The organism is Pantoea graminicola (assembly GCF_048452665.1).
Taxonomy (GTDB): domain Bacteria; phylum Pseudomonadota; class Gammaproteobacteria; order Enterobacterales; family Enterobacteriaceae; genus Pantoea.
The window spans coordinates 286,026-304,070 of record NZ_JBLWSJ010000003.1; the positions used below are offsets into that span (position 1 = coordinate 286,026).

Genomic DNA, 18,045 nt, shown 5'->3' on the forward strand with positions numbered 1-18,045 from the left:
TCCCGCTCAATGGGTTACACTCTACGGTTATCAATGGTGCGGTGAAAGCGCAATATTTCGAGACCTATGTTCGAATTTATTGAATAAGCGTACCCGTGGTCAGACGCCGGAACGGTTCAGAATGTGCTATGATTCGCGCAATTATTTTATTAATTCAGCTGGTTATCCCGGCTTGCAGTGCCCGGTTTCACGCCGCAGCACTGTCTGAGTAAGGTACGTCACTATTATGTCATCTCCCGAAATCTCCCCACTGGACGCACTCCGGGCGCAGCTCGACGGCCTGATGCTGAGCGATCGTCAGCGTCTGCAGCGCCGTCTGCAGGGTGCCAGAAAAGTTAAAAATCCGCAGGCACAGCAGGGCATTGCCCGGGAGCTGGAGCAGGAAATTATTGCCGCCGGGCAGCGGGTGGCCCAGCGGCGTGCCGCCACGCCAGCCATTACGTTTCCTGACAACCTGCCGGTAAGCCAGAAGCAGCAGGATATTGCTGAGGCGATTCGCAATCACCAGGTGGTGATTGTGGCCGGTGAAACCGGCTCGGGTAAAACCACTCAGCTGCCCAAAATCTGTCTGGCACTGGGGCGTGGCGTCACCGGACTGATCGGTCATACGCAGCCGCGTCGTCTGGCAGCGCGGACCGTGGCGAACCGCATTGCCGATGAACTGGGCACCTCGCTGGGTGGCTGTGTCGGCTATAAAGTGCGCTTCAACGACCAGGTCAGCGATCTGACGCAGGTTAAGCTGATGACCGACGGTATCCTGCTGGCCGAGATCCAGCAGGATCGCCTGCTGATGCAGTATGACACCATCATCATCGATGAGGCGCACGAGCGCAGCCTGAATATCGACTTCCTGCTCGGCTATCTGCGTGAGCTGTTACCACGCCGTCCCGATCTGAAAGTCATCATCACCTCCGCCACCATCGATCCACAGCGATTCTCGCGTCACTTTAACCATGCGCCGGTGATCGAAGTCTCCGGCCGGACCTATCCGGTCGAGGTGCGCTACCGGCCGGTGGTCGACGAGGCGGATGAGGGCGATCGTGACCAGTTACAGGCGATTTTCGATGCGGTGGATGAGCTGGGGCGCGAGAGCCATGGCGACATCCTGATCTTTATGAGCGGCGAGCGCGAAATCCGCGACACCGCCGACGCGCTTAACAAGCGCGATCTGCCGCACACCGAGGTGCTGCCGCTCTATGCCCGCCTGTCGAACGCCGAACAGAACCGGGTCTTTCAGTCGCACAGCGGCCGCCGTATCGTGCTGGCGACCAACGTCGCCGAGACCTCGCTGACAGTGCCCGGCATCAAATATGTGATCGACCCCGGCACGGCCCGTATCAGCCGCTACAGCTTCCGCACCAAGGTGCAGCGCCTGCCGATTGAACCGATCTCCCAGGCCTCCGCCAACCAGCGAAAAGGGCGCTGTGGTCGTGTTTCAGACGGGATCTGCATCCGTCTCTACGCGGAAGATGATTTCCTGAGTCGTCCGGCGTTTACCGATCCGGAAATTCTGCGCACCAACCTGGCGTCGGTGATCCTGCAGATGACCGCGCTGGGGCTGGGCGATATCGCGGCCTTCCCGTTTGTGGAAGCACCCGACAAGCGCAACATTCAGGATGGTGTCCGTCTGCTGGAAGAGCTGGGCGCGCTGACGCTCAACGAAGAGACCGGTCACTATAAGCTCACCGGCTCCGGGCGTCAGCTGTCGCAGTTGCCGGTCGATCCCCGGCTGGCGCGGATGGTGCTGGAAGCGCAGAAATATGGCTGTGTGCGCGAAGTGATGATCATCACCGCAGGCCTGTCGATTCAGGATCCGCGCGAGCGTCCGGCCGAGAAGAAGCAGGCATCCGATGAGAAGCATCGCCGCTTTGCCGATAAAGATTCCGACTTTATGGCCTATGTGAACCTCTGGAACTATCTGGCGGAGCAGCAGAAAGCGCTGTCCGGCAATCTCTTCCGTAGGCAGTGCAAAAGTGACTTCCTGAACTACCTGCGCGTCAGGGAGTGGCAGGATATCTACACGCAGCTGCGTCAGGTGGTGCGTGAGCTGGGGATCCCGGTAAACAGCGAACCGGCCGAACTGCAGCAGGTGCACTGCGCGCTGCTGAGCGGGCTGCTGTCGCATATCGGCCAGAAAGACAGCGACAGGCAGGAGTATACCGGCGCGCGCAATACCCGTTTCGCCATCTTCCCCGGTTCCGGGCTGTTTAAGAAGCCGCCAAAGTGGACGATGGTGGCAGAGCTGGTGGAGACCAGCCGCCTGTGGGGCCGGACTGCGGGCCGGATCGAGCCGGAGTGGATCGAGCCGCTGGCGCAGCATCTGATCAAACGCAGCTACAGCGAGCCGCACTGGGAGAAATCGCAGGGCGCGGTGATGGCCTCCGAAAAGGTCACGCTTTACGGGCTGCCGATTGTTGCCGCCCGTAAGGTGAACTATGGCCGTATCGATCCGGTGCTGAGCCGTGAACTCTTTATCCGTCACGCGCTGGTGGAGGGCGACTGGCAGACCCGTCACGCCTTCTTCCGGGCCAACCAGAAACTGCGCAGCGAAGTGGAGGATCTGGAGCACAAATCCCGTCGTCGCGACATTCTGGTCGACGATGAAACGCTGTTTGCCTTTTACGACCAGCGCATCGGCAAAGAGGTGGTGTCGGCGAAACATTTTGACAGCTGGTGGAAACAGGCCAGCCGTGAAAATGCGCAGCTGCTGAACTTCGACAGAGAGATGCTGATGAAAGAGGGCGCGAACAGCGTCAGCCAGCTCGACTATCCCAACTTCTGGCATCAGGGCAACCTGAAACTGAAGCTGAGCTATCAGTTCGAGCCGGGCGCGGATGCGGATGGCGTGACGGTGCATATTCCGCTGCCGCTGCTGAATCAGGTGGAGGATGCCGGATTTGAGTGGCAGATCCCCGGCATCCGTCGTGAGCTGATTATCGCGCTGATCAAGTCGCTGCCCAAACCGCTGCGCCGTCATATGGTGCCGGCACCTGACTATGCCGAGGCGTTCCTGGGCAGGGTCACGGCGATGGAGATGCCGCTGGTTGATGCGCTGGCGCGCGAGTTTCGCCGCATGACCGGCGTCACGCTGGACCGCGAAGAGTGGCAGTGGGAACAGGTGCCCGATCATCTGAAAATGACCTTCCGGGTGGTGGATGAGCACAATCGCAAACTGCTGGAAGGCAAAGATCTCACCGCGCTCAAGGCTCAGCTGAAAGGCAAAGTGCAGGAAACGCTGTCGAAAGTGGCCGACGATGGCCTGGAGCAGAGCGGGCTGCATATCTGGAGCTTTGGCGAACTGCCCCGCAGCTACGAGCAGAAGCGCGGCAGTTATCAGGTCAAAGCCTGGCCGGCGCTGGTGGATGAGAAAGAGAGCGTGGCGATCCGCCTGTTTGACAGCGAGCAGGAGCAGCAGAAGATGATGTGGCGCGGCCAGCGTCGGCTGCTGCTGCTGAATGTGCCGTCGCCGGTGAAATATCTGCACGAAAAGCTGCCCAACAAAGCCAAGCTCGGCCTCTACTTCAATCCCTATGGCAAAGTGCTGGAGCTGATCGACGACTGCATCGCCTGTGGCATCGACAAGCTGATGGCGGAGGCGGGCGGTCCGGCCTGGGATCAGGCCACTTTCGAGCAGCTGCGTGACAAAGTGCGCGGCGAACTCAATGAGACCGTGGTCACCATCGCCAGTCAGGTCGAGCAGATCCTGACAGCCGTCTTCAACATCAACAAGCGTCTCAAGGGGCGGGTCGATATGACGATGGCGCTGGCGCTCTCTGATATCAAGGCGCAGATGAGCGGTCTGGTCTATCGCGGCTTTGTCACCGGAAACGGCTGGCAGCGGCTGGCCGATACGCTGCGTTATCTGCACGGCATCGAGCGCCGCCTGGAGAAACTGCCAGCCGATCCGCACAGCGATCGCGCCCGCATGTTAAAAGTGCAGGCGGTGGAGCAGGCTTATCAGGCGTGGCGGAATAAACTGCCGCCGCAGCGCCAGGATGATGAAGAGGTGCAGAACATCCGCTGGATGATCGAGGAGCTGCGCATCAGCTACTTTGCTCAGCAGCTGGGAACGCCTTATCCCATCTCGGATAAACGGATCCTGCAGACGATGGAGCAGATCGCGAACTAAGAGCGCCGGGGCGCGCGGTTAACGGCGCGCCCCGGACAGTGCGGTCTGGCTGGCTTACTGCGCGAGCGATTCCAGCTTGTCTTTGAACGAGGTGACGGCAATCGCGCGGTTGTCCGCCAGATAGCGATCTTTTGCAGCCGGCGCTGAACTCTGAACCGCAATTAACTGCCAGCCATTCTCGCTGTTCAGCAGCAGCGGAGAACCGCTGTCGCCCGGCAGCGTGTCGCACTGATGGGAAAGCACGGCGCGCTGCGCCCAGCCGGTGATCAGACAGTTACTGTGGGAGTAGAGCGTATCAAGATGATCGGCCGGATAGCCCGCCTGGGTCACCTTGCGGCCGGTCAGTTTCAGCGCGGCCGTGAGATCGCTGCGTGAACCGTCGAACAGGGGGATTGGCGTAATCGCTGACGGCGGATTGCGCAGTATCACAATGCCGTAATCATAGGGTGCCGCACTGCTCGGTACGATCCAGCCTTCACCATCCGCCTTTAATTTTGACGCCAGCGAGGGTTCAACCCGCGCGTCGATATCATGCAGCTCGTAGCGCCAGCCTTTGTCGCTGGCCATAAAACGCAGCGCCACCGGCTTATCAAATTTACCCGGCGGGGCGAGCAGACAGTGTCCGGCGGTCAGCGCCAGATGCGGAGAGATGAGCGTCGCGGTGCAGAGGTTGCCGCTTTCGGTCTCCAGCTGGCCAATCGCATCCCAGGGTGCTGCGGTAATATCGGTGATAGCCTGACGATGGTCCTTGCCGAAGAACAGCATTTTAATCTCGGCAGGCGTCGGTGAGTCATCATCATCATCGGCATGAACAGTAGTGGCAAAGCTGAAAAGTCCAACCATTAACAGGGTAGCCAGGCGCATAGAAATCTCAATGGCGAGAAAAGTAACGTTATTGTTATTCCGCAGGTACGGTAACTATAGTCGGTGAGCGTTGAAAAAGGGAGTTTTATTGGTTAATCAGTACGCTACAGCGATCAAATAAAAAAGCTTGCTGCAACAATGCCACACAGGATCATAACCAGCAGAATAATTTCGAAGCGATAGCGACGCACCATTTTTTCCACCTCAGTAAAGAAACACCCGGCAGAACCGGGTGTTTTTAATCATTATCGCGTGGCCGTGCGTGACAGGCGACCTTAGTTTTTAGCAGCTGATTTCACAACTTTTTTGTGGTGCATCTTTTTAGCGGCCTGCGCTTTCTGAGCCGGTTTTACCGCTTTTTTGTGGTGCATTTTTTTAGCAGCCTGCGCTTTCTGTGCAGCTACTTTTTTGTGGTGAACTTTTTTAGCAGCCTGGGCTTTCTGAGCGGCTGGCTGAGTGGCTTTCTTGTGGTGCACTTTTTTAGCAGCCTGCGCTTTCTGTGCAGCCGCTTTCTTGTGGTGAACTTTCTTAGCAGCCTGCGCTTTCTGCGCTGCATCTTTCTTCACTGCTTTTTTGTGGTGTTTCTTAGCAGCCTGGGCTTTCTGCGCAGCTTTATGGTGTTTCTTGTGCGCAGTTTTGTGAACGGTTTTAGCCGGTGCAGCAGCGGTAGTGGTGGTGGTTGTTGCGGCTGGCGCAGCAGCAGCTGGAGCAGCTGTGGTGTCAGCAGCGAAAGCAACAGAAGACATACCCATAGCAGCGGCGACAACCAGTGCAAATAATTTTTTCATTGCAAATCCCTCGAAGACTATTTTTTCATGTGTAGCCCACTGCGGGGCCGGTGAAGAGACTATAGGGAAAGCAATGCGCGGTGTCCGTGGGTGTTTGGTATCGGCGTGTAACCGATTGTACAAAGGGGGGGAAGGGGCGGCCGGCAGGCCGCCCTGACACTCAGTTATTCAGGTAACGCTGCTCAAGATGCTGGCGGAAAAACGCCGGGTTCAGCGCTTCACCGGTGGCGTTGATCAGCAGTTGATCGGTGGAGAAACGGCTGCCGTGCTGCCAGATATTCTGTTGCAGCCAGTCGAAGACCGGCTGCAGTTCACCGTGCTGAATCAGCTCGCTGAGCTGCGGAATGGCCTGTTTCACCGCCCGGAACAGCTGTGCGGCGTACATCGCGCCCAGCGTGTAGGTCGGGAAGTAGCCAAAGGCGCCGTCGGTCCAGTGAATGTCCTGCATACAGCCGTCACGGTAGTTCCCGCGGGTGTCCAGCCCCAGCGACTGCATCATCTTCTCATCCCAGAGCGCCGGGATATCCTCAACCTCAATGTCGCCCTCAATCAGCGCCTGCTCGATCTCATAGCGCAGAATGACATGGGCCGGGTAGCTCAGCTCATCGGCGTCAACCCGGATCAGGCCCGGTTCTACACGCTGGGCGAGGCGCACGAAATTATCCGCCTGCAGGGCGGGCTGATCGCCGAAGGTGGCCGTTATCTGCGGCAGAATACGCTGCAGGAATTCACGGCTGCGGCCCAGCTGCATCTCCATAAACAGGCTCTGGGACTCATGGATCGCGGTGGAACGCGCCAGCGCCACCGGCTGACCGCGCCACTGCTGCGGCAGATTCTGCTCATAGCGGGCGTGGCCGGTTTCATGAATCACGCCCATCATGGCGCTGAGAAACTCCGCCTCGTTGTAGCGGGTGGTGATGCGCACATCTTCCGGCACGCCGCCGCAGAAAGGGTGCGCACTGATGTCCAGCCGGCCATGATTAAAGTCGAAGCCCAGCGTCTCCATGATGCTCAGGCCGAGCTGGCGCTGGGCAGGCACCGCGAACGGCCCCTGCGGCACGATCACCTGCTGCTGCGCCTGTTTTTCCACCACCTTCTGCAGCAGGTCGGGCAGCCAGGTTTTCAGTTCGCCAAAGGTCGCATCCAGCCGGGCGCGTGTCATCCCCGGCTCGTAAAGATCCAGCAGCGCGTCGTAGCGCGAAGCGCCGCTGGCGTCGGCACGGCGCTGTGCCTCTTCGCGGCTCAGGCGCACCACCTCTTTGAGGTTGGCGGCGAAACCCTGCCAGTCGTTGGCCGGTCGCTGCGTGCGCCAGGCGTGTTCACAGACTGAACCGGCGATCGACTTCGCTTCAACGAACGTATCGGGCAGCAGGGTCGCCTGCTGGTAAGCCCGCTGCATCTCATTCAGATTGGCGCGCTCGACGTCGTTGAGCGACTCCTGCCCGGCGGCCCGGAGCCATTCCCCGACCTGCGGGGCGGTCAGGATCTGATGCTGCAGAACACTCATTTCGGCCAGGGCTTCCCCCCGTGCCTGACTGCCGCCCGGCGGCATGGTGGTCTGCATGTCACAACCGGCGATAGCGGTGACGTGGCTGAAACGGGAGAGACGCTGAAAGGTCGCGGTAAGGTGCTGATACGCTGAGGTCACGCAGGACTCCTTGTGTTTTATCGCAGCGGAATTTCCCGCAAGGTTAAATCAACCGGCCAGCAAAAGCGAACGCTGGCACCGCCCAGCGGGCTGGCTTCAATCATGACGCTGCCGCCCAGTGCCTGGGCGATCGAGTGGACGATCGCCAGGCCAAGGCCGCAGCCGCCGGTGGCGCGGTCACGGCTGGGATCGAGCCGGACAAAAGGTTCAAACACCCGTTCGCGCTCTTCAGGCGGGATGCCCGGCCCATCGTCTTCCACCTGCAGACAGCCGGTCGGGCCGTCGAACCATAAACTGACGCGCAGCCGCTGCCGGGCATAGCGCAGGGCGTTGTTGACCAGATTATCCAGCACCCGCTCCATCAGGCGGCTATCGGAGACGCCGATGTTTTCGCGCTGCGGCAGGTCCAGATCGAGCCGCATCCCGGGATTGATGGTGCGAAAATCATCCAGCCGCTCACGCAGCCAGCTAGCCAAATCCTGTCTCTTCAGGTTGAGATCGACGCGCGGGCGGTCAAGGCGCGCATAGGTCAGCAGCTCTTCGATCAGGCTCTCCAGCTGGCCGATATCGCGATTCAGCGCCACCCGTTCGTTATCTGTCAGGTTATCGCTCATCTCCAGCCGGTAACGCAGGCGCACCAGCGGGGTGCGCAGCTCATGCGCGATCCCATCGATCAGCTGCTTCTTGCTGGCGACCAGGGTATTGATGTTCTCGGCCATCTGGTTAAACGCGATGCCGAGCCGGAACAGGCTGGAGGTGCTGTCGAAATGGGTACGCACATCCAGCTCGCCGCGGCCAAACCGCTGCGCTGCTTTCTCCAGACGCTGCATCTCCTGCCAGTGAGGCCGCAGCCAGATAAACACCGGCAGCGCCAGCGACATGCCGATAAAGACCAGCAGGGCTATGTCCAGCAGGCGCATCTGATGCAGATAGAAGAGGTAGGGGATCGGCCCGACCGACAACACATAGTGGCTGCGGGGAATATGCTGCAGGAAGGTGTACTGGTCGTCGAGCGCCACAATCTCGCCAGCCCGCAACCGGCGCATATTCCCCTCATCGAGCTGGAATTTGTTCATCGGCTCGATATGCAGATCGAACGATAAACCGAGGTCGAGACTCTTGATGGTCTTGTTCCAGTCGCGCGGCGGGATCTCACGCAGTTCGCTGCGGATCAGATAGAGCGAGCTGGCCATCAGATCGTTCATCGACTGGCGGCCCGCACGTTCTGCGGTGAACTTGTAGACCAGCCCTACCAGCAGCGCCATCACCAGGAAGCAGACGAACAGCAGCAGATAGAACTGAATAAAGAGCTTTCTCATAGTACGCGGGTATCCCAGGCCTGGGGGGCAAACAGATAGCCTTTGTTACGGATAGTCTTGATGCGGAACGGCTCGGTGGCGCTGTCATGCAGCTTCTTGCGCAGGCGCGAGATCGCAACGTCGATGCTGCGGTCGAGCCCGTCGTAGCTGACACCGCGCAGGGTTTTCAGCAGCGCATCGCGGTTAAGCGTCTGCCCCGCATGGCTGGCGAGCACCCACAGCAGATCAAAATCTGCGGTCGACAGCGCGATCTGCTCATCAAACAGCGTGACCTGACGATTCAGGGCATCGATAGTCAGCGAGCCAAAGCGCAGCATCCGGTTGGCCGCCGGTGCACTGGGGATATCCTCCGGCTGGCCCTGGGTTGACTGACGCAGATGCAGGCGCAGGCGGGCCAGCAGCACCGCCGGAGGCGTGGTCTTCAGAATGTAATCCTGGGCACCCATCTCCAGGGCCAGAATATGGTTCATGTCGCTGTCCAGCGAGGTGAGCAACACGATGGGGCCCTGCCAGTTGGCCCGCAGATCCCGACAGATGGTCATGCCATCTTTGCCCGGCAGCATGATATCCAGCATCACCAGATCGGGCTGCTGCTCGGCGATCACCGCCTCAGCGCGATCCCCGCGGGTCTCAACAATCACCTCAATGTCGTGACGACCGAGGTAGGCCGCAATCAGTGAACCCACTTCGGGTTCATCTTCAACATAAACAATTTTGTTCATAGTTCACAAAGCAGAGACAGGGGTGGGCGAAAGCATATCTTTTCCTGGTCCTGAGCTCTACGTTATCGCACGAAATATCCGTGGCTTGCTGGTATATAACCGGCAAAATGTGTAATCATTAGCGCGGCCTTTCTGCGCCAGGTTTGGGATATTGATGATTACCATGAGGAGCGTTAGTGTGTCTGATAAAGAGCTGGCATCAGCCATATACCCCGACCGCATCTGCTTCAATTACAGTGACTTTCTCTCCGCTTCCTGCAAAAAACGCTGGAGCTTCGTCGATGCTATTTATGGTGTGATGCCGATATTTGGCATGGTGACACGTAAATCGGCACACCGCTTACAGGGCAGTGACGACCCGTTAAAAGAATTAGCATTACAAATCATTTCTACCCAGGTCAGCGACGAAATCAATATCGCGCGGCTGATTACGCTGGCGGAACAGCAGCGTATCAGCCGCTTCGATATTCAGCTACCGTATCCGCTGTCGGCGGAGCAGCTGGACGCGATTCATCATGAATATGCGAAGCCGCTGAATCTTACACAGCAGGATGACCTGCTGTGCGTCTCGATTCCTCTGCAGTCACACTAAGCCGTCAGCTGCCATACGGCGGGCAGCGTAGCCGCAATCAGTAATCCCATTGCAATCCGCTCCAGCGTGGTCAGCGCAATCTCTGCGCGGCCGCCGCGACGGGCAAACAGAAACAGCAGCAGGCCGGGAGTATAGAGCACCACGGACATCATCAGGTGCAGCGGCCCCGACGCGTAGAGCAGCCAGATGCCATACAGACTCGCGCCGATGCCGGTCGCCAGCGCCAGCGGCTTGCGCTGCCCATAGACGACCCTGATCAGATATAACCCCACCAGCAGATAGGGCACCAGGATCATCTCCGACGCGATGGTGAGCAGGTTGTTGTAGTCGGCCCCGGTCAGCGCAATCAGGATCAGGCAGAACTGGATGCTGCCGTTGGTCAGCCACAGCGAGGCGGCCGGTGCGTTATGGCGGTTCTGACGGGCGATGCTGCGCGGAAAGGCACCCTGCTGCGCTGCGATCAGCGGTACTTCAGCGGCCATAATCGTCCAGCTCAGATAGGCGCCGCACACCGAAATAATCAGGCCCACCGCAATCACCGCATCGCCCCAGTTGCCCATCAGTCGGGTCATTAACCCGGCCATTGAGGGGTTGCGCATCCCGGCCAGCTCCGCGCGTGGCACCACGCCCAGCGACAGCAGTGTGACCAGCAGATAGACCAGCAGGGCGGCCAGCACGGCCAGCAGCGTGGCCCGGCCCACATCCTTTTTCTGACGCGCGCGGGCAGAAACCACCACCGCGCCTTCGACCCCGATAAAGACCCACAGGGTGATCAGCATGGTCTGCTTGATCTGCTCCCACAGCGGCTGCCCCAGCGTAACGCCGGAAAAATCGAAGCGGAAGCGATCATAGTTAAACGCCATCACTGCCAGCACAATAAACAGCAGCAGCGGCACCAGCTTGCCCAGTGTCGCCATCAGGTTGATGCTGGCTGCCGTCTGTACGCCGCGCAGCACCAGCCAGTGAACCAGCCAGAGCAGCACGGAAGCGCCCAGCATGGCCTGCCAGGTATTGCCGTCGCCGAAGATCACCTGGTCCGGCGTGTCGGTGAAGAAGCTCAGGGCGGAGAAAACGATCACCAGATAGGAGACGTTGGCGATCACGGCGCAGAGCCAGTAGCCCCAGGCGGAGCAGAAGCCCATCAGTTCGCCAAATCCGGCACGGGCATAGGTAAAGATCCCGCCGTCCAGATCGGGCTTCAGGCGGGTCAGCAGCAGCATCGCCAGCGACAGAAAAATAATGCCGACGCCGGTGATTAACCAGCCCAGCAGCAGTGCCGCCGGACCTGCCACCGCAGCCATATTTTGCGGCAGGCTGAACACGCCGGCGCCCAGCATCGAGCTGAGCACCAGCGCCGTCAGCGCACCGAGACCTAATTTTTTCTCCAAAACAACCTTCCCGCTAGCATATATGGCTGGGTAATCCGGTTTTCATCACTGAGATATCGCAGCGCAGCCGCAATTGACAGAGACAATGTCCGGTGAAACAGGCGGCAGATTTTACGGAGTGTGGCAGGGGATGGCAATGCGTGACTATGCAAATCAGCGCAGGAATTATGCAAACAGCAGGGCGGCTGACGCCGCCCTGAAAGGATTACTTAAACAGGTCCGCGGTAACGGTCAGGTTGCCGCCACTCTGGTTCTGCCACTGACGGGTGACGTGGTAGAACTTCGCCCCTCTGTCGGCCGCACGCTTCGCCACTTCTTCTGAGACCTCTGTCGGGGTGCCGAAGTGTCCGGTGAAAGTTACGGTATCGAACGGCTGCATCTGCGCGGCCGTAATCGCGTTCACTTCCTGCACGGATTTGCCGTTTGGCAGATTCACCGTGTAGCGCTTGCCGGTAGAGCTTTGCGTTTCGAAGAAACGACCCACTTTACTGCTTGGCGTTTCAGACGAGGCTACGCCAGGGATCTCGACGTTAGCCGCCGCTGCGCCACCGGCTGCCAGCGCGGCTTTACCCGCTTCGGAATCGGCCGGGATGGCGTTCGGGTTCTGCACCACGCGCGCTTTTGCATCGGCTTTATAGACATAAGCCGTCACGTACTGGTTGCCGCCGCTGTTAGCGTCGATCTGGCGAACGATAAAGAAGGAGGCGGCGCCTTTCTGTTTCGCGGCTTTGGAGATCGCGTCGTTAACGTCCGGCTGGCTGGCAAAGAAGCCGCTGACCGAAACAGTATCAAAAGGCTCCAGCCGGTAGGCCTCCGCTTTTGGCAGTTCGTTGACGCCGTTAAAGCGACGGTAGGTTTTAGTGTCTGAGGCTGCCGGGGCATCGGCTTTATAGAGGTCGGCGGTGACGCGCCAGTTGCCGCTGTTGCCGTTGCTGTCGTTAATCCCCTGAATGTAGAAAGAGGCGGCGCCCAGCTGATCTGCACGCTTCGACACCGCATCGGCAGCGTCGCCAATTGCGTTGAAACGGCCGGTGATATTAATACGTTCGAATGGCTTCAACGCGGCCGCTTTTTCTGGCGTTAACTCCTGCGCAGCGAATGCATTGGCTGCCAGCAGGGACAACAGAGTGGACGCCAGAATAGTGTTCTTCAGCTTCATAAAAATAATCCTTCGCCTTACGCAAAAATGAGTACGAAAACGTGCTGGACTCTTGATGTATAACAGATTAGCCGCTGATTATTGCATGTTATAAACAGACTGTCGCAGCGATTTTTTGTCTCACATCGCGTTATTCACTTACCGTTTTTTCATTTGATTGTCATCTGAGTGCGCTAAGGCCATTTCTGCCGGAATTAACCGGTAAAAGCGGTAACGATTAGCAGTTTTTCAGTTAATGCATTGTTAAATAAAGGTTTTTAATAACGCCTTGTCCGCCCGCAGGCCATTATCTCTGGCAGAAAATCTGCCTGCGATACGATTTTGTAGTGGGATAACGCCGGTTTTTGAGCGCAATACTGAATAATCAGGCGAATGTTACGACGCGGCCTGGCGACGGTAGATCGCCTGTCACATTTTCAGTAGGTTATAAACACTTTGAAACAGAGGCGTTGCGTTCGTCAGCCGGGTCAGCGATCCCGCTGCGCGGGCGCGGTGCCGATTCGGGCCATCATCCTTTAACCGATGAAAGGAAACACTATGTTAATTGGAATACCCAAGGAAAGGTTGCCAAACGAGTCGCGCGTGGCCGCCACGCCAAAGACCGTCGAACAACTGATCAGGCTGGGTTTCAGCGTCACGCTTGAGCATGACGCCGGTAAACGCGCCAGCTTCGATGATGAAAGCTATCTCGCCGCCGGTGCCACACTCAGCGACAGAGAGCAGGTCTGGCAGTCCGATATCGTGCTGAAGGTCAATGCGCCGGATGATGAAGAGATCGCACTGACCCGCGCGGGCAGCACGCTGGTCAGCTTTATCTGGCCCGCGCAGAATCCGGCCCTGCTGGAGAAGCTGGCTGCGCGTCAGGTCACGGTGATGGCGATGGATTCAGTGCCGCGTATCTCGCGGGCGCAGTCGCTGGATGCCCTGAGTTCCATGGCGAATATCGCCGGTTATCGCGCCATCGTCGAGGCGGCCCATGAGTTTGGCCGCTTCTTTACCGGCCAGATCACGGCGGCCGGTAAAGTGCCGCCGGCAAAAGTGATGGTCATCGGGGCCGGTGTGGCCGGTCTGGCTGCGATTGGCGCGGCGGGCAGCCTGGGGGCGATTGTCCGCGCATTCGACACCCGTCCGGAGGTCAAAGAGCAGGTGCAGAGTATGGGCGCCGAATTCCTCGAACTCGATTTTGAAGAGGAGGCGGGCAGCGGTGACGGTTATGCCAGAGTCATGTCGGAGGCCTTTATCCGGGCTGAGATGGCGCTGTTTGCCAGCCAGGCGAAAGAGGTGGATATTATCGTCACCACGGCGCTGATCCCCGGTAAACCAGCCCCGGAACTGATCACCGCAGAGATGGTCGCCAGCATGAAGCCGGGCAGTGTCATTGTGGATCTGGCCGCGCAGACCGGCGGCAACTGCGCGCTGACCGTCGCCGATCAGGTGACCGTGACCCCGAACGGCGTCAAGATCATCGGTTACACCGATCTGCCCAGCCGTCTGCCGACCCAGTCTTCCCAGCTCTACGGCACCAACCTGGTCAACCTGCTTAAGCTGCTGTGTAAAGAGAAGCCGGGCGAGGTTCATATCGATTTCGATGATGTGGTCGTGCGCGGTGTCACGGTGGTTCGTGAAGGCGAAATCACCTGGCCGGCTCCGCCCATTCAGGTCTCGGCCGCCCCTCAGACCAAAGCGGCAGCCGTGAAGCCCTCAGCGCCGGTTGAAACCCGGCCTGCGTCGCCGTGGCGCAACTCTCTGCTGATGGCGCTGGCCATTGTACTGTTTGGCTGGATGGCGAGCGTCGCGCCTGCGGAATTCCTCTCGCACTTCACCGTGTTCGCACTCGCCTGTGTGGTGGGCTACTACGTGGTCTGGAACGTCAGTCATGCACTCCATACGCCGCTGATGTCGGTGACCAATGCCATCTCCGGCATCATCGTTATCGGGGCGGTTTTACAGATGGGCCACGGTGGCTGGGTCACCTTTATCGCCTTTATTGCCGTGCTGATTGCCAGCATCAATATCTTTGGTGGCTTTACCGTCACCCAGCGCATGCTGAAAATGTTTCGTAAGGGGTAAACCATGTCTGGCGGATTAGTCACTGCAGCCTATATTGTGGCTGCAATTCTGTTCATCTGTAGTCTCGCGGGCCTCTCGCGTCATGAGACCTCTAAGCGCGGCAATATTTTCGGTATCAGTGGTATGGCGATTGCGCTGGTCGCCACCATCTTTGGCCCGGACAGCAGCCATGTCGTCTGGATCCTGCTGGCGATGGTGATCGGTGGCGCGATTGGTATTCGTCTGGCAAAAAAAGTTGAAATGACCGAAATGCCGGAGCTGGTGGCGATTCTGCACAGTTTTGTGGGTCTGGCTGCGGTACTGGTGGGCATCAACAGCTACATTGAGCACGCGCCCGGCCTGCCTGCCGTGATGGAAAATATCCACCTCAGCGAGGTCTTTATCGGGATCTTTATCGGTGCCGTCACCTTCACCGGCTCGCTGGTGGCCTTCGGCAAACTGTGTGGCAGGGTCTCCTCACGGCCGCTGGCACTGCCTCATCGTCATAAGCTGAATCTGCTGGCGCTGGTCGTCTCATTCCTGCTGCTGCTGTGGTTTGTGAATACCGGCAGCAGCGCAGCGCAGGTCTTTGCGCTGCTGCTGATGACGGTGATTGCGCTGGCGTTTGGCTGGCATCTGGTCGCCTCGATCGGTGGCGCGGATATGCCGGTCGTGGTCTCAATGCTCAACTCCTACTCGGGCTGGGCGGCCGCGGCGGCCGGTTTCATGCTCAGCAACGATCTGCTGATTGTGACAGGTGCGCTGGTCGGCTCATCCGGTGCCATCCTCTCCTATATCATGTGTAAAGCGATGAACCGCTCGTTTATCAGCGTGATCGCCGGTGGCTTTGGCACCGACGTGAGCAGCGGCGATGATACGCAGGAAGCGGGGGAGTATCGCGAGATTACCGCTGAAGAGACCGCCGGGATGCTCAAGGCGTCTGGTTCGGTGATTATCACGCCGGGTTACGGCATGGCGGTGGCGCAGGCGCAGTATCCGGTGGCGGAAATCACCGCCCGGCTGCGGGCGCTGGGCATCAACGTGCGTTTTGGGATCCATCCGGTGGCAGGGCGTCTGCCGGGGCACATGAACGTACTGCTGGCCGAAGCGAAGGTGCCGTATGACGTGGTGCTGGAGATGGATGAGATCAACGATGACTTCAGCAACACCGACACCGTGCTGGTGATCGGCGCGAACGACACCGTCAACCCGGCCGCGCAGGACGACCCGCGCAGCCCGATTGCCGGTATGCCGGTGCTGGAAGTGTGGAAAGCGCAGAATGTGGTGGTGTTTAAACGCTCAATGAATACCGGCTATGCCGGGGTGCAGAACCCGCTCTTCTTCAAAGAGAACAGTCAGATGCTGTTTGGCGATGCCAAAGCCAGCGTGGAAGCGATTCTCAAAGCACTGTAATAAAAAAGGGCGGCTCACCGGCCGCCCGTTTTCTTATAAGGAGGCGTTAATCCTCCTCATCCTCTTCATCATCCAGATCAACAGGTGATTTGAAATCGTCGGGCTTCAGCGCCAGCAGATCGCAGCGCAGATGGTCGATGACCTGCTCCGCCGTATTACCCAGAAACGCCGCTGAAAGACCGGTGCGTCCGATGGTGCCGAGCACGACCACGCCCGCCCCCAGATGCGCCGCCAGGTCGGGGATCACCTCTTCCGGCAGGCCCTTCGCAACGTGGGTAAACTCTTCCCCGATAGAAAACTTCTGCCGCAGCGCCTTCATGGCCACCAGATGCTGGCCACGGATAGCGTCGTTGTAGACGCTGGGATCGAAATCGGGCAATTCAATCGCGATATTGATAGGGGTAATCGGATAGGCGCCGACCAGATGTACTTCGGTCTGATTCACCTTTTCCGCCAGCTTCACCGTTTCCCGAATCAGCTTCTGATTCAGGCTGTCATGATGGGGCTCTTCGCTGGCCAGGTTAACCGCGACAATCGCCTTGCCGCCTTCCGGCCACGGCTGGTCTTTCACCATCCAGACCGGGCAGGGGCATTTACGCAGCAGATGCCAGTCGGTCGGAGTAAAAATCACTGACTCCAGGCGGTCGTGCTGATGCGCCATTTTCAGTACCAGATCATGCTTATGGGCGAGCACTTCCTGGATAATGGCTTCAAAAGGACGGTTGTGCCAGATCACTTTGATGTCGATATCGACGCCAGCATCCAGGTAGGCGTGAGCCTGTTCGCGTATCCATTCGGTACGCTGGCTGATTACGCCCTGGCGCATCGAGGCGCGTTCATCCGGTGAAAGCAGGGTGGTCATCTCATACGAGAAGTCATAAATAGGCAGGAATGCTTTAATTCTTCCGCCAATCCGCTGATTGAGATAAACCGCACGCCGCAGCGCAGGCTGATCGTCTTGCTGGGGATCGATGGCGACCAGAATATTTTGGTATTGAGACATGAGGCATTCTCCTTAAACCCGGGCGTTGGAATAAAGATAGCCTATGTTTCACAGCGGAAGAAGTGAAAAAGTTACTGCCGGATCAACAAAATAAGAATTATTGATCCGGCGGCGGATCAGGCGGCCTGATGGCTCTGACCGGCTAACTCTTCCAGCAGGGCGTGGTTTTCGATAGTGATATATTTGCCTTTTACTGCCAGCATGCCGGACTTCTGGAAACGCCCCAGCAGACGGCTGATGGTTTCGACCGTCAGGCCCAGATAATTACCGATGTCGCCACGGGTCATGGTGAGGCGGAACTCGCGCTGTGAGAAGCCACGCTGGCCAAAACGGCGCGAAAGATTCCAGATAAACGCCGCCAGACGCTCTTCGGCATTTTTCTTCGACAGCAGCAGAATCATATCCTGATCGCCTTTGATTTCGCCGCTCATCAGCCGCATCATCTGCTGACGCAGAGCCGGCATCTTGCCCGACAGGTCATCCAGCGTTTCAAACGGTATTTCACAGACCATGGCTGTTTCCAGCGCCTGCGCAAAGCTGGGGTGGCTGGAACCCATGATGGCGTCAAAGCCCACCAGGTCGCCCGCCAGGTGAAAACCGGTGATCTGCTCATCACCCTGTTCGGTAATGGTGTAGCTTTTAATGGTGCCTGAGCGAATCGCATAGAGAGACTTCAGTTCATCCCCGGCTTTAAAGAGCGTTTGCCCTTTCTGAATCGGTTTCTTACGCTCAATGATATTGTCGAGCTGATCCAGCTCATGTTCATTTAAGGTGAAGGGGATGCAGAGCTGACTGATGCTGCAATCCTGGCAGTGAATGGCACAACCGCCTGACTGAATACGACGAATGCTGCGTTTTTCAGGGATCATAATAGTTTGCTCGACGATTATTGACTGGGGTCAATTTTACCATTTTTTGCGCTCAAGGGAACTCATCCGAGCAGCTTTACACCCACAAAGATCAGGGTCGTA

The 18,045-nt window shown here is 58.3% G+C and carries 14 protein-coding genes; 4 read left to right on the forward strand and 10 right to left on the reverse strand.

Annotated features, from left to right (window positions below):
- Nucleotides 1–226 precede the first annotated feature (226 nt).
- Nucleotides 227–4,129: an ATP-dependent RNA helicase HrpA gene (gene hrpA / locus ACNY69_RS09045; protein ID WP_111139499.1), complete on the forward strand. Its 3,903-nt coding sequence runs from the start codon at nt 227–229 to the stop codon at nt 4,127–4,129.
- A 54-nt stretch (nt 4,130–4,183) separates the two neighbouring features.
- Here the strand turns inward: hrpA and ACNY69_RS09050 are convergent, their stop codons facing one another.
- From ACNY69_RS09050 to rstA, 6 genes are all read right to left on the reverse strand, one after another.
- A complete protein-coding gene (locus ACNY69_RS09050; RefSeq protein WP_111139500.1) occupies nt 4,184–4,993 on the reverse strand; it encodes a trypsin-like serine peptidase in 810 nt (269 codons plus the stop codon).
- Between the two features lie 113 nt (nt 4,994–5,106).
- Nucleotides 5,107–5,187: a small membrane protein YdgU gene (ydgU, locus tag ACNY69_RS21680; RefSeq protein WP_009090068.1), complete on the reverse strand. Its 81-nt coding sequence runs from the start codon at nt 5,185–5,187 to the stop codon at nt 5,107–5,109.
- Between the two features lie 81 nt (nt 5,188–5,268).
- The gene (gene asr / locus ACNY69_RS09055; protein ID WP_111139501.1) at nt 5,269–5,781 is read right to left on the reverse strand and encodes an acid resistance repetitive basic protein Asr; all 513 of its coding nucleotides are present in this window, start codon (nt 5,779–5,781) and stop codon (nt 5,269–5,271) included.
- A 160-nt stretch (nt 5,782–5,941) separates the two neighbouring features.
- Nucleotides 5,942–7,429 (reverse strand): carboxypeptidase M32, encoded by a 1,488-nt coding sequence (locus tag ACNY69_RS09060; RefSeq protein WP_111139502.1) that lies wholly within the window; start codon nt 7,427–7,429, stop codon nt 5,942–5,944.
- A 17-nt stretch (nt 7,430–7,446) separates the two neighbouring features.
- Nucleotides 7,447–8,748: a two-component system sensor histidine kinase RstB gene (gene rstB, locus ACNY69_RS09065; RefSeq protein ID WP_367395511.1), complete on the reverse strand. Its 1,302-nt coding sequence runs from the start codon at nt 8,746–8,748 to the stop codon at nt 7,447–7,449.
- Nucleotides 8,745–9,470 (reverse strand): two-component system response regulator RstA, encoded by a 726-nt coding sequence (gene rstA / locus ACNY69_RS09070; RefSeq protein ID WP_418798000.1) that lies wholly within the window; start codon nt 9,468–9,470, stop codon nt 8,745–8,747. Before rstA ends, rstB begins: the two co-directional genes overlap by 4 nt.
- A gap of 178 nt (nt 9,471–9,648) precedes the next feature.
- Between rstA and ACNY69_RS09075 the strand changes: the two genes are divergently transcribed.
- On the forward strand, nt 9,649–10,062 hold the full coding sequence (locus ACNY69_RS09075) for a hypothetical protein (RefSeq protein ID WP_111139505.1): 414 nt from the start codon (nt 9,649–9,651) through the stop codon (nt 10,060–10,062).
- Here ACNY69_RS09075 and ACNY69_RS09080 read toward each other — a convergent pair.
- Together ACNY69_RS09080 and ydgH are read right to left on the reverse strand one after the other, a co-directional pair.
- Entirely contained in the window at nt 10,059–11,450 is a 1,392-nt protein-coding gene (locus ACNY69_RS09080; protein ID WP_418798002.1) for a basic amino acid/polyamine antiporter, read from the reverse strand. The two genes, ACNY69_RS09075 and ACNY69_RS09080, sit on opposite strands and share 4 nt — an antisense overlap.
- A 205-nt stretch (nt 11,451–11,655) precedes the next feature.
- A complete protein-coding gene (gene ydgH / locus ACNY69_RS09085; RefSeq protein WP_293770166.1) occupies nt 11,656–12,609 on the reverse strand; it encodes a DUF1471 family protein YdgH in 954 nt (317 codons plus the stop codon).
- Between the two features lie 537 nt (nt 12,610–13,146).
- Between ydgH and pntA the strand changes: the two genes are divergently transcribed.
- Nucleotides 13,147–14,679, forward strand: coding sequence for a Re/Si-specific NAD(P)(+) transhydrogenase subunit alpha (gene pntA, locus ACNY69_RS09090; RefSeq protein ID WP_367395509.1), 1,533 nt, complete (start codon nt 13,147–13,149; stop codon nt 14,677–14,679).
- A 3-nt stretch (nt 14,680–14,682) separates the two neighbouring features.
- Nucleotides 14,683–16,071, forward strand: coding sequence for a Re/Si-specific NAD(P)(+) transhydrogenase subunit beta (gene pntB / locus ACNY69_RS09095; protein ID WP_111139509.1), 1,389 nt, complete (start codon nt 14,683–14,685; stop codon nt 16,069–16,071).
- A gap of 46 nt (nt 16,072–16,117) precedes the next feature.
- On the opposite strand, the gene uspE is transcribed toward pntB, so the two are convergent.
- Nucleotides 16,118–17,074: a universal stress protein UspE gene (gene uspE / locus ACNY69_RS09100; RefSeq protein WP_418798006.1), complete on the reverse strand. Its 957-nt coding sequence runs from the start codon at nt 17,072–17,074 to the stop codon at nt 16,118–16,120.
- A 116-nt stretch (nt 17,075–17,190) separates the two neighbouring features.
- Nucleotides 17,191–17,943, reverse strand: coding sequence for an FNR family transcription factor (locus ACNY69_RS09105; protein WP_010244686.1), 753 nt, complete (start codon nt 17,941–17,943; stop codon nt 17,191–17,193).
- Nucleotides 17,944–18,045: the final 102 nt, after the last annotated feature.

Excerpts from the sequence above, each read along its gene's own strand:
- hrpA (WP_111139499.1), top strand. The coding sequence starts at position 227 with ATGTCATCTCCCGAAATCTCCCCACTGGACGCACTCCGGGCGCAGCTC.
- ACNY69_RS09050 (WP_111139500.1), bottom strand. The coding sequence starts at position 4,993 with ATGCGCCTGGCTACCCTGTTAATGGTTGGACTTTTCAGCTTTGCCACT.
- ydgU (WP_009090068.1), bottom strand. The coding sequence starts at position 5,187 with ATGGTGCGTCGCTATCGCTTCGAAATTATTCTGCTGGTTATGATCCTG.
- asr (WP_111139501.1), bottom strand. The coding sequence starts at position 5,781 with ATGAAAAAATTATTTGCACTGGTTGTCGCCGCTGCTATGGGTATGTCT.
- rstB (WP_367395511.1), bottom strand. The coding sequence starts at position 8,748 with ATGAGAAAGCTCTTTATTCAGTTCTATCTGCTGCTGTTCGTCTGCTTC.
- rstA (WP_418798000.1), bottom strand. The coding sequence starts at position 9,470 with ATGAACAAAATTGTTTATGTTGAAGATGAACCCGAAGTGGGTTCACTG.
- ydgH (WP_293770166.1), bottom strand. The coding sequence starts at position 12,609 with ATGAAGCTGAAGAACACTATTCTGGCGTCCACTCTGTTGTCCCTGCTG.
- pntA (WP_367395509.1), top strand. The coding sequence starts at position 13,147 with ATGTTAATTGGAATACCCAAGGAAAGGTTGCCAAACGAGTCGCGCGTG.
- pntB (WP_111139509.1), top strand. The coding sequence starts at position 14,683 with ATGTCTGGCGGATTAGTCACTGCAGCCTATATTGTGGCTGCAATTCTG.
- uspE (WP_418798006.1), bottom strand. The coding sequence starts at position 17,074 with ATGTCTCAATACCAAAATATTCTGGTCGCCATCGATCCCCAGCAAGAC.
- ACNY69_RS09105 (WP_010244686.1), bottom strand. The coding sequence starts at position 17,943 with ATGATCCCTGAAAAACGCAGCATTCGTCGTATTCAGTCAGGCGGTTGT.